We start from the raw sequence: 12,535 nt of genomic DNA on the forward strand, positions 1-12,535 counted from the left end.
GACGTGACTCCATTGAATAATTATGGACAGGAGTATTGGTCCGATGAGAGAAAAGTGCTCAGCAGTAATAAGGCGCAGAGATGGATAATCGGGCTATCGAAGCCAAACTGTGAAGCAGATAACAAAGCGGCCCGGCAGTGGAAACAGGCCGGGACGCGCTCAGAGGTTAATCATCAGGGGTGATCCGGCGGCGGGACGCCAAACTGCGGCATACCGTTGTCATCCCAGTGAAAAATCTTCGCCCGGGTATGGCGGCACGGGCAATACGCAGGGTCGCCTTCGCCTTCCGTACTCATGCGCGCATGATAAACCAGCACATCCTGGCCGTCCGGCGTTTTAGTAAAGCTATTATGACCAGGACCGTACTGCTGGTTTTCAATGTGAGTCATAAAGACCGGGTCGGGCGATTTATGCCAGCTTTCGGCGTTAAGCAGATCGTCAGAGATATCCGCCCAGAGCAGGCCTAAGCAGTAGTGCTTATCTGTCGCGCTGGCGGAATAGCTGATAAAAATGCGGTTGCCATGCGTCACTGCCGCGGGCGCTTCGTTAACCGGATAGCCCTGTTTTTCCCATTCATATTCGGGCTTGCTCAGCAGCACCGCCTTGCCTTTCAGCGTCCACGGGTTTGCCATTTCACTCAGGTAGATATTGGAGTTGCTCTCAATATTGGGCGTCTTTTGCGACCATGCATACCACAGCTTGCCTTTAAGCACGAAAACGGTGGAATCCAGCGAAAAGGTATCCAGCGCCGTTTTAATCTGCCCTTTTTCTATCCATTTGCCGGTAAGCGGGTCCGGGTCGCTGCACTCCAGCACAAACATGCGATGTTGCAACGTGTTGCCCTCCATTTCATGCGTTGGGGTGGCGGAGAAGTAGAGATACCACTTGTCCTGAATATTATGCAGCTCCGGCGCCCAGATAAGCAGGCTCATCGGGCCGCTATCGGGCTTACGCCAGACCACCACAGGTTTCGCCGTATTAAGCCCCTCAAGCGAGGGGGCGCGGCGCAGCTCCAGCCGGTCATATTCCATGACCGACGACGCGAAGTAGTACTGACCGCCATGCAGCAGTACGGAAGGATCCGAGCGATAACGCACAAGCGGGTTCGGCCAGGGGGAATCATTCATGCGGCCTCCTCTTACTGTACTCAACCTGTATAAGTGTGCGTTAAATCACTGGCTCTGCGCGGCTCCAGAAGACGATTCTGTGCTGAGAAAGCAGTCGCGGCGCAGGGTTACGCTATCGGTGGCTTTATTCGTGAACATAAACAGGGGATTGGCGGGAAGCGAAGGCTGCGGCGTTTGAAAATAATATTTGTAAAGAAAACGCCCCGGGCAGCAAGCCGACCGGGGCGTTTTGATGCAAAAAATGGATTAATGCGCTTTTACGGTTTTCGCGCTGCGCTGCGTTTTAATCCAGTAACCGATGCCCAGGATGGCAACCCAGACCGGGATCAACCAGACAGAAATCGCCATACCCGGTGTTACCGCCATAATCACCAAAATCGCCGCCATAAAGAGCAGGCAGACCCAGTTGCCTAGCGGATAGAAGAGAGCAGGGAAGCGGGTTTTCACGCCCTGATTATCTTTCTTACGGCGGAATTTGATATGGGCAAGGCTAATCATGGCCCAGTTAATCACCAGCGCCGAGACGACCAGCGCCATCAGCAGGCCAAAGGCTTCGCCAGGCATCAGGTAGTTAATCAGCACACACAGCGCGGTGGTAACCGCAGAAACCAGAATGGTATTGACCGGCACGCCGCGTTTGTCCACTTTCAGCAGCGATTTCGGCGCGTTGCCCTGCTGCGCCAGGCCGAACAGCATACGGCTGTTGCAGTATACGCAGCTGTTATAGACCGACAGCGCCGCCGTGAGGATAACGATATTCAGCGCGTTGGCTACCAGCGAGTCGCCCAGTTCGTGGAAGATAAGCACAAACGGGCTGGTATCGGCGGTTACACGCGTCCACGGCATCAGTGAAAGCAATACCGCCAGCGAGCCTACATAGAAGATGAGGATGCGATAGATAACCTGATTCGTCGCTTTCGGGATGCTGACTTCCGGGTTATCCGCTTCTGCCGCGGTAATGCCCACCAGTTCAAGACCGCCGAAAGAGAACATGATGATAGCCATCATCATCACCAGTCCCATGGTGCCGTGCGGCAGGAAGCCGCCTTGCTCCCAGAGGTTGCGCACGGTCGCCTGCGGGCCTGCGTCGCCGCTAAACAACAGCCAGCCGCCAAAGAGGATCATGGCGATAACGGCGACCACTTTGATAATCGCAAACCAGAACTCCATCTCACCGTACACTTTGACGTTGGTCAGGTTAATGGCGTTGATAAGCACAAAGAAGGCCGCCGCGGAAACCCATGTCGGGATCTCCGGCCACCAGAACTGAATATACTTGCCGACGGCGGTGAGTTCCGCCATTGCCACCAGAACGTAAAGCACCCAGTAGTTCCAGCCGGAAGCGAAACCGGCGAAACCGCCCCAGTATTTATAGGCGAAATGGCTGAAGGAGCCGGCTACCGGCTCCTCAACCACCATTTCGCCAAGCTGGCGCATGATTAAAAATGCGATAAAGCCAGCAATTGCGTAGCCAAGGATAATACCGGGACCCGCAGACTGGATAACGGATGCGCTACCCAGAAAGAGCCCCGTTCCGATTGCTCCACCCAGCGCGATAAGCTGGATATGGCGGTTTTTAAGGCCGCGCTTCAGCGTTTCGCCGTGCTGTTGACCTTCCATAAGTGAACCTCGTGTGTGGTTGTTTCTCTTCAGCGTGGCCGCTGTAATTTATTAATTCCGTCGTTTGTAGTTTTTTCTTTACGGAGCAAAAACCGGAATTTTTATAGAAATGCTTCCGTAGGGCCAAGAATAGTGATAAGCGCCCGCGAATGCACCTGCTTTCGCGAGGGGCAATGTCGGAGTGAATAAAAAGAAACCATTTGTAAATGGCGCGGGGCGGGGACTCTGCAGGTCGATGGATAAGATTAAGCTATAAAAACGCCTGGTTATTCATATAACGCTGTGGTGAATCGGTTCAGAATGAAAAGTTGTGCGTTTCGACAAAGTTAAAACTACTCCTTGCGAGGTAAATGGTTAATTTGTTCAAAGTTACATTTCTGAAACGTCATTTCTGTAGGGTTGTTAAAATGTGCCTGCTTTCCTGATTTCAATCAAAACCAATATGGACAGAAGGTGAATACTTTGTTACTTTAGCGTCACGAACATGCAATTGGTCATACCAATTGACTCCGGGCGAATGGCAGAGACAGGGAACATGGCCTACAGCAAAATCCGCCAACCTAAACTTTCTGATGTGATTGAGCAGCAACTGGAGTTTCTCATCCTCGAAGGGACGCTGCGTCCCGGCGAAAAACTTCCTCCTGAACGTGAGCTGGCCAAACAGTTCGACGTTTCTCGTCCCTCCCTGCGAGAGGCTATCCAGCGTCTCGAGGCGAAGGGCCTGCTGCTTCGTCGCCAGGGTGGCGGCACGTTTGTCCAGAACAGTCTGTGGCAGAGCTTCAGCGACCCGCTGGTGGAACTGCTCTCCGATCATCCCGAATCCCAGTTTGACCTGCTTGAAACCCGCCACGCGCTGGAGGGCATCGCCGCGTATTACGCTGCGCTGCGCAGCACGGACGAGGATCGGGTGCGCATTCGCGAGTTGCATCACGCCATTGAGCTGGCGCAGCAGTCCGGCGATCTGGATGCGGAATCCGATGCGGTGATGAAGTACCAAATTGCGGTGACAGAAGCCGCGCACAACGTAGTGTTGCTACACTTGTTGCGCTGCATGGAGCCGATGCTCGCTCAGAATGTTCGCCAGAATTTCGAATTACTGTATGCCCGGCGGGAGATGCTTCCGCTGGTCAGCAGCCATCGCACCAGTATTTATGAGGCGATTATGGCGAGGGAGCCGGAGCAGGCGCGCGAAGCGTCTCACCGTCACCTTGCCTTCATTGAGGAAATCTTGCTGGACCGCAGCCGTGAGCAAAGTCGTCGTGAACGCTCACTGCGCCGCCTACAGCAACGTAAGGACTAAGCGCCAGTGTTTTAGAGCGCGGCAACTAAACGCAGAACCTGTCTTATTGTGCTTTTAGTTGTTCAAATAATTTGGGTTATATCGCGGCGGCAAGCGCGCGAATCCCCGGGAGCATAGCGAACTATGTGACCGGGGTGAGGAAGCGCAGCCAACAAAGAGAAACCTAAAATATGAAGAACAAAGAGCGCAATGGGACAGGTTCCAGACAAATCAACGTATTAGAGAGATAAGGAATACCCCCATGTCAGAACGTTTCCAAAATGACGTGGATCCGATCGAAACTCGCGACTGGCTACAGGCGATCGAATCGGTCATCCGTGAAGAAGGTGTTGAGCGCGCTCAGTATCTGATCGACCAGTTACTCTCCGAAGCCCGCAAAGGCGGCGTGAAAGTAGCGGCTGGTACAGGGGCTAGCAACTACGTCAACACTATTGCCGTTGAAGATGAACCGGAATACCCGGGCAATCTGGACCTTGAGCGTCGTATTCGTTCTGCTATCCGTTGGAACGCCATTATGACCGTTCTGCGCGCGTCCAAAAAAGATCTGGAACTCGGCGGCCACATGGCTTCCTTCCAGTCTTCAGCGACCATTTATGAAGTGTGCTTTAACCACTTCTTCCGCGCTCGCAACGACAAAGACGGCGGCGATCTGGTTTACTTCCAGGGTCACATCTCTCCGGGCGTTTACGCGCGCGCCTTCCTTGAAGGTCGTCTGACTGAAGAGCAGATGAATAACTTCCGTCAGGAAGTGCACGGCAACGGCCTCTCTTCTTACCCGCACCCGAAACTGATGCCGGAATTCTGGCAGTTCCCGACCGTTTCTATGGGTCTGGGCCCGATTGGCGCCATCTACCAGGCTAAGTTCCTGAAATATCTGGAACACCGCGGCCTGAAAGATACCTCTGCGCAGACCGTGTACGCGTTCCTCGGCGACGGCGAGATGGACGAGCCGGAATCCAAAGGCGCCATCACTATCGCGACCCGTGAGAAGCTGGACAACCTGGTCTTCGTTATCAACTGCAACCTGCAGCGTCTGGATGGTCCGGTAACCGGCAACGGCAAGATCATCAACGAACTGGAAGGCATCTTCAGCGGCGCTGGCTGGAACGTCATCAAAGTGATGTGGGGCTCCCGTTGGGACGAGCTGCTGCGTAAAGATACCAGCGGCAAGCTGATTCAGCTGATGAACGAAACCGTTGACGGCGACTATCAGACCTTCAAATCCAAAAACGGCGCCTACGTTCGCGAGCACTTCTTCGGTAAATACCCGGAGACCGCCGCGCTGGTCGCTGACTGGTCTGACGATGAGATTTGGGCGCTGAACCGTGGCGGCCACGATCCGAAGAAAATCTACGCTGCATTCAAAAAAGCGCAGGAAACCAAAGGCAAAGCGACCGTTATCCTTGCTCACACCGTTAAAGGTTACGGCATGGGCGACACCGCCGAAGGTAAAAACATCGCGCACCAGGTTAAGAAAATGAACATGGACGGCGTGCGTTACGTTCGTGACCGTTTCAGCGTTCCGGTAGCCGATGCCGACCTGGAAAAACTGCCGTACATCACCTTCCCGGAAGGCTCTGAAGAGTACAAATACCTGCACGAACGCCGTCAGGCGCTGCACGGTTATCTGCCGTCCCGTCAGCCGAACTTCACCGAGAAGCTTGAGCTGCCGACGCTGGAAGACTTCCGTTCTCTGCTGGAAGAGCAGAACAAAGAGATCTCCACCACCATCGCTTTCGTTCGCGCCCTGAACGTGATGCTGAAGAACAACTCGATCAAAGATCGTCTGGTTCCGATCATCGCCGACGAAGCGCGTACCTTCGGTATGGAAGGTCTGTTCCGTCAGATTGGTATCTACAGCCCGAACGGCCAGCAGTACACCCCGCAGGACCGTGAGCAGGTTGCTTACTATAAAGAAGACGAGAAAGGCCAGATTCTGCAGGAAGGGATCAACGAGCTGGGCGCAGGTTCTTCCTGGCTGGCGGCGGCGACCTCTTACAGCACCAACAACCTGCCGATGATCCCGTTCTACATCTACTACTCCATGTTCGGGTTCCAGCGTATCGGCGACCTGTGCTGGGCGGCGGGCGACCAGCAGGCGCGCGGCTTCCTGATCGGCGGCACCTCCGGTCGTACCACCCTGAACGGCGAAGGTCTGCAGCACGAAGATGGTCACAGCCACATTCAGTCTCTGACTATCCCGAACTGTATCTCTTACGACCCGGCTTACGCTTACGAAGTCGCTGTGATCATGCACGACGGTCTGGAGCGTATGTACGGTGAGAAACAAGAGAACGTTTACTACTACATCACCACGCTGAACGAAAACTACCACATGCCGGCGATGCCGCAGGGCGCCGAGGAAGGTATCCGTAAAGGTATCTACAAACTCGAAACCGTTGACGGCGCGAAAGGTAAAGTTCAGCTGCTGGGCTCTGGTTCTATCCTGCGTCACGTACGTGAAGCAGCGCAGATCCTGGCGAAAGACTACGGCATCGGTTCCGATGTTTACAGCGTCACCTCCTTCACTGAGCTGGCTCGTGACGGTCAGGATTGCGAGCGCTGGAACATGCTGCACCCGATGGAAACCCCGCGCGTTCCGTACATCGCTCAGGTGATGAACGATGCGCCGGCCGTGGCTTCCACTGACTATATGAAACTGTTCGCCGAGCAGGTTCGTACTTATGTACCGGCTGATGATTACCGCGTACTGGGTACCGACGGTTTCGGTCGCTCTGACAGCCGTGAAAACCTGCGTCACCACTTCGAAGTTGACGCTTCTTACGTGGTTGTAGCAGCACTGGGCGAACTGGCTAAACGTGGCGAAATCGACAAGAAAGTGGTGGCGGAAGCAATCACCAAATTCAACATCGATGCAGATAAAGTCAACCCGCGTCTGGCATAAGAGGTAAAAGAAGAATGGCTATCGAAATCAATGTACCGGACATCGGGGCGGACGAAGTTGAAGTCACCGAGATCCTGGTCAAAGTGGGCGACAAAGTTGAAGCTGAACAGTCGCTGATCACCGTAGAAGGCGATAAAGCCTCTATGGAAGTGCCGTCTCCGCAGGCGGGCGTTGTTAAGGAGATCAAAGTCTCCGTTGGCGACAAAGTCGAGACCGGCAAACTGATCATGATTTTCGATTCCGCCGAGGGTGCAGCCGCCGCTGCACCTGCGCAGGAAGAGAAAAAAGAAGCGGCTCCGGCGCAGTCTGCTGCCCCGGCGGCTGCGGCTGCTGCGGCTGCAAAAGAGGTTAACGTACCGGATATCGGCGGCGACGAAGTCGAAGTCACCGAAATCCTGGTCAAAGTGGGCGACCAGGTTACCGCTGAGCAGTCTCTGATAACCGTAGAAGGCGACAAAGCCTCTATGGAAGTGCCGGCGCCGTTCGCGGGTACGGTTAAAGAGATCAAAATCAACACTGGCGACAAAGTTTCCACCGGTTCTCTGATTATGGTCTTCGAGGTGGCGGGCGAAGCGCCGGCTGCGCAGGCTAAACCGACCGTTACCGAGCAGGCGGCAACCGCGCCGGCGGCGGCGGCGGGCGCGAAAGAGGTTAACGTACCGGATATCGGCGGCGACGAAGTTGAAGTCACCGAAGTGCTGGTGAAAGTGGGCGACAAAGTCTCCGCTGAACAGTCTCTGATTACCGTCGAAGGCGACAAAGCTTCCATGGAAGTTCCGGCGCCGTTCGCGGGCACCGTGAAAGAGCTGAAAGTGAACGTGGGGGACAAAGTCTCCACCGGCTCGCTGATTATGGTCTTTGAAGTGGAAGGCGCTGCGCCTGCTGCTGCTCCGGCGGCTAAACAGGAAGCGGCGGCGCCAGCTGCGGCTGCACAGCCTTCTAAACCGGCTGCTGCTCCGGCGGCTAAAGCGGAAGGCAAGTCTGAGTTCGCTGAGAACGACGCTTACGTTCACGCCACCCCGCTGATTCGTCGCCTGGCGCGCGAATTCGGCGTTAACCTGGCGAAAGTGAAGGGCACCGGTCGTAAAGGCCGCATCCTGCGTGAAGACGTTCAGGCTTATGTGAAAGAAGCGGTTAAACGCGCTGAAGCGGCGCCTGCCGCCGCTGCCTCCGGCGGTTCTCTGCCGGGTCTGCTGCCGTGGCCGAAAGTGGACTTCAGCAAGTTTGGTGAAGTGGAAGAAGTGGAGCTGGGCCGCATCCAGAAAATCTCCGGCGCGAACCTGAGCCGTAACTGGGTGATGATCCCGCACGTTACGCACTTCGACAAAACCGACATCACCGACCTGGAGGCGTTCCGTAAACAGCAGAACGCCGAAGCGGAGAAGCGTAAGCTGGATGTGAAGATAACCCCGGTTGTCTTCATCATGAAAGCCGTCGCCGCAGCGCTTGAGCAGATGCCGCGCTTCAACAGTTCTCTGTCCGAAGATGGCCAGCGTCTGACGCTGAAGAAATACATCAACATCGGCGTGGCGGTTGATACCCCGAACGGCCTGGTGGTTCCGGTGTTCAAGGATGTGAACAAGAAGGGCATCATCGAGCTGTCTCGCGAGCTGATGACCATCTCCAAAAAAGCGCGTGATGGCAAGCTGACCGCTGGCGAAATGCAGGGCGGCTGCTTCACCATCTCCAGCATCGGCGGCCTGGGCACCACCCACTTCGCGCCGATCGTCAACGCGCCGGAAGTGGCTATCCTGGGCGTCTCCAAATCGTCCATGGAACCGGTCTGGAATGGTAAAGAGTTCGCGCCGCGCCTGATGCTGCCGATCTCGCTTTCCTTCGACCACCGCGTGATCGACGGGGCTGATGGTGCGCGCTTTATCACCATCATCAACAACACGCTGTCTGACATTCGCCGTCTGGTGATGTAAGCGAAGAAGCCGGCCTGACGGCCGGCTTTTTTCTGATAATCTCAGGAGTTGCGTAAGATTATCGGCTGCTAAACAGGATTCGTTTGCCGTTTGTTGTTTCAAAATTGTTAACAATTTTGTAAAATGCGAGCGGATAGAACGTCCCGGTGGATGATGGGCGTAATAACAAAAGCGTCAGACCCGCCGGATATAAATTAAGAGGTCATGATGAGTACTGAAATCAAAACTCAGGTCGTGGTACTTGGGGCAGGCCCGGCAGGCTACTCTGCGGCCTTCCGTTGCGCGGATTTAGGTCTGGAAACCGTCATCGTAGAACGTTACAGCACCCTCGGTGGTGTTTGCCTGAACGTGGGTTGTATCCCTTCTAAAGCGCTGCTGCACGTAGCGAAAGTCATCGAAGAAGCGAAAGCGCTGGCGGAGCACGGTATCGTTTTTGGCGAGCCGAAAACCGATATTGACAAAATCCGCACCTGGAAAGAAAAAGTTATCAATCAGCTGACCGGTGGTCTGGCTGGTATGGCCAAAGGCCGTAAAGTGAAAGTGGTTAACGGCCTGGGTAAATTCACCGGCGCCAACACCCTGGAAGTTGAAGGCGAAAACGGCAAAACCGTTATCAACTTCGACAACGCCATCATCGCGGCGGGTTCCCGTCCGATTCAACTGCCGTTTATTCCGCACGAAGATCCGCGCGTATGGGATTCCACTGATGCGCTGGAGCTGAAAGAAGTGCCGAAGCGCATGCTGGTCATGGGCGGCGGTATCATCGGTCTGGAGATGGGTACCGTTTACCACGCGCTGGGTTCAGAGATCGACGTGGTTGAAATGTTCGACCAGGTTATCCCGGCTGCCGATAAAGATGTCGTGAAAGTCTTCACCAAACGCATCAGCAAGAAATTCAACCTGATGCTGGAAACCAAAGTGACTGCCGTTGAAGCGAAAGAAGACGGTATTTACGTTTCCATGGAAGGCAAAAAAGCGCCAGCTGAAGCGCAGCGTTACGACGCCGTGCTGGTGGCTATCGGCCGCGTGCCGAACGGTAAAAACCTGGATGCGGGCAAAGCGGGCGTGGAAGTGGACGACCGCGGCTTCATCCGCGTTGACAAGCAGATGCGCACCAACGTGCCGCACATCTACGCTATCGGCGATATCGTCGGTCAGCCGATGCTGGCGCACAAAGGCGTTCATGAAGGCCACGTTGCCGCTGAAGTTATCGCAGGCATGAAGCACTACTTCGACCCGAAAGTCATCCCGTCCATCGCATACACCGAGCCGGAAGTGGCATGGGTTGGCCTGACCGAGAAAGAAGCGAAAGAGAAAGGCATCAGCTACGAGACCGCCACCTTCCCGTGGGCGGCTTCCGGCCGTGCTATCGCTTCCGACTGCGCAGACGGTATGACCAAGCTGATTTTCGACAAAGAGACCCACCGTGTTATCGGCGGCGCGATTGTCGGCACCAACGGCGGCGAGCTGCTGGGCGAAATCGGTCTGGCTATCGAGATGGGCTGTGACGCTGAAGATATCGCGCTCACCATCCACGCGCACCCGACTCTGCACGAGTCTGTGGGTCTGGCTGCTGAAGTGTTCGAAGGCAGCATTACTGACCTGCCGAACCCGAAAGCGAAGAAAAAATAAGCCTCTTCGCTTTAGTGATAAACGCCTCTTCGGAGGCGTTTTTTATTTCCGCCTTACTTCTCCCGCTGCGTCGTTCTTGCGTAACTACCTAATCTGGTAGGCAATTTTCTCTCAATCTTCGTTTCCCGCTGCCGATATAACGTTAAACAAGTTTACCGAGTGAGCTGTTCATTTATTGTTGTTGCCGTTAGCGGCGCACGGACAGGTATGCGCAGGACAAGGAATGCCGTTGAGTTTTGACCTTCTCTCAAATCGTGCCGCCGTTGTGCGGTCTCTACACACAATCTCACTGCATTTGGCTGGCGCGCCAGGCGTCCGGCTTTCTCTTTTTCGTCTCTCTGACGATTTCATCGACAAAAAAGGAAAAACTATGTCTTTTAAAAAGTTGGCTGTTGTTAGCGTGGTGTTGACCGCCTTTGCCCTCTCTGGTTGCGGTGCAATGACGACCGCTGTGAAAAAGCGTAACCTGGAAGTGAAAACCCAGATGAGCGAAACCGTCTGGCTGGAGCCTTCCTCTGAGAAAACGGTCTATATCCAGGTGAAAAACACCTCTGATAAAGATATGAGCAACCTGCAGACGCTGATTGCAAACGATCTTTCCGCGAAAGGTTACAAGGTGACCAGTTCGCCGGATACCGCTTACTACTGGGTACAGGCTAACGTGCTGAAGGCTGACAAAATGGATCTGCGCGAATCGCAGAATTACCTGAAGAGCGGTTACGAAGGGGCGGCAATGGGCGCGGCGCTGGGCGCGGGGATCACCGCTTATAACAGCAACTCGTCAGGTGCGGCGCTGGGCGTAGGCCTGGCGGCGGGTCTGATTGGCCTGGCGGCTGACGCGATGGTGGAAGATGTTAACTACACCATGGTCACTGACCTGCAGATTTCAGAGCGCAGCAAAACAGCGGTAACTACCGACAACATCGCGGCTCTGCGTCAGGGAACCTCCGGCATCAAACTGCAAACCAGCAGCGAGCAGGGTAACCGCGCGAAATACCAGACCCGCGTCGTTTCCACCGCCAACAAAGTTAATCTGAAGTTTGAAGAGGCGAAACCACAGCTCGAAGCGCAGCTGGCGAAATCGGTTGCTAACATTCTGTAACCGTAGCGATAACGGACCGCTGACCCGGGCGGTCCGTTAAGCCGTAGGCTATCGCCGCTGTGTTACGCTTCTGTCGCCGCGGCTACGGCTGACGCCGTAAACAAACCCGTCGGGTAACGCGCCTACGGCGCCACAAGCTGCCACTGCCCATCCGGGTTATAGACCGATACCGCTTGTGCTTTTTCCGCCGTGTCGGGGCCAAGGTCCGCCTGCCAGACATTGTCGTCGCCGTTAATCATAAAGCTCATTATGCCGCTTTCTCCATAACTGACCGGCCAGGCAATCATCGCAAAGCCGTTACGGTTATCAGGCAGAATGCGAAAATGGTAGCCGTGATATCCCATGCCCGGTTCTTTTGGGCTAAAGGCGGGGCCAAGCGGGCTGGGGGGTTCTCCGGGTTTGACCGGCCAGTAAAGGCCATCTTTTTTCCCGACGGCGCTGACAATTTTTTGCGCATAGCGTTGATGCATTGCGTAATAGCTTTGTTGCGCATCAACGTAGGCGTGCAGCGCCTCGATAGCGGCCAACTCGTTGCGGCCAATGGCGCGGGTCAGTATTTCATCCTCCGCCGCCTGCATATCAAATCGCCAGCCTTCCGCTGCTTTTACCAGAGGAATCGGCAGCTGCCAGCCGTTATCGCCAACCACCAGGTGCGCGGTATCGCCGTGCTGAACGATACGATGGCCGGTTTTCCAGTCGCGCAGAAAACGCGCAACGGCCTCGGGATCAACCCCTTCAGAAGGTAAAAATTGTCGCCAGTCCTCGCCGAGAAGTTGATTCAGCGCGGTTTCGTTTTGCTGTTCAATCGCCTGCATCAGCGCATCGGCGGCCTGTTCCGGGGTAGTGAATGGTTGGTTGGCGAAGGTGTGAACTGAGACCAGGAACAACGCCAGCGCAGTGAGTCGTTTTAGCTTCATTTTC

General features: G+C 55.1%; 8 protein-coding genes. 5 read left to right on the plus strand and 3 right to left on the minus strand.

Features of this window, described 5'->3' with window-relative positions; all coding sequences use genetic code 11:
• Nucleotides 1-173: 173 nt before the first annotated feature.
• Together ACU4F7_RS03780 and aroP are read right to left on the minus strand one after the other, a co-directional pair.
• Nucleotides 174-1,127 (minus strand): glycoside hydrolase family 43 protein, encoded by a 954-nt coding sequence (locus tag ACU4F7_RS03780; protein WP_029591194.1) that lies wholly within the window; start codon nt 1,125-1,127, stop codon nt 174-176.
• A gap of 246 nt (nt 1,128-1,373) precedes the next feature.
• Nucleotides 1,374-2,747: an aromatic amino acid transporter AroP gene (gene aroP / locus ACU4F7_RS03785; protein WP_481638061.1), complete on the minus strand. Its 1,374-nt coding sequence runs from the start codon at nt 2,745-2,747 to the stop codon at nt 1,374-1,376.
• Nucleotides 2,748-3,282: 535 nt separating this feature from the next.
• On the opposite strand from aroP, the gene pdhR reads away from it, so the two are divergent.
• From pdhR to traT, 5 genes are all read left to right on the plus strand, one after another.
• A complete protein-coding gene (pdhR, locus tag ACU4F7_RS03790; protein ID WP_024558283.1) occupies nt 3,283-4,047 on the plus strand; it encodes a pyruvate dehydrogenase complex transcriptional repressor PdhR in 765 nt (254 codons plus the stop codon).
• A gap of 241 nt (nt 4,048-4,288) precedes the next feature.
• A complete protein-coding gene (gene aceE / locus ACU4F7_RS03795) occupies nt 4,289-6,952 on the plus strand; it encodes a pyruvate dehydrogenase (acetyl-transferring), homodimeric type (RefSeq protein WP_029591192.1) in 2,664 nt (887 codons plus the stop codon).
• A 14-nt stretch (nt 6,953-6,966) separates the two neighbouring features.
• Nucleotides 6,967-8,880, plus strand: a complete 1,914-nt coding sequence (aceF, locus tag ACU4F7_RS03800; RefSeq protein ID WP_481638062.1) for a pyruvate dehydrogenase complex dihydrolipoyllysine-residue acetyltransferase — start codon at nt 6,967-6,969, stop codon at nt 8,878-8,880.
• 207 nt (nt 8,881-9,087) lie between these two features.
• Complete coding sequence (lpdA, locus tag ACU4F7_RS03805) at nt 9,088-10,512, plus strand: dihydrolipoyl dehydrogenase (RefSeq protein WP_024555107.1); 1,425 nt, start codon at nt 9,088-9,090, stop codon at nt 10,510-10,512.
• Nucleotides 10,513-10,882: 370 nt separating this feature from the next.
• On the plus strand, nt 10,883-11,614 hold the full coding sequence (gene traT / locus ACU4F7_RS03810) for a conjugal transfer complement resistance protein TraT (protein WP_481638063.1): 732 nt from the start codon (nt 10,883-10,885) through the stop codon (nt 11,612-11,614).
• Between the two features lie 122 nt (nt 11,615-11,736).
• Here the strand turns inward: traT and ACU4F7_RS03815 are convergent, their stop codons facing one another.
• A complete protein-coding gene (locus ACU4F7_RS03815) occupies nt 11,737-12,531 on the minus strand; it encodes a DUF2950 family protein (protein WP_481638064.1) in 795 nt (264 codons plus the stop codon).
• Between the last annotated feature and the right edge of the window lie 4 nt (nt 12,532-12,535).

The sequence above is a fragment of the Franconibacter pulveris genome (assembly GCF_056780215.1).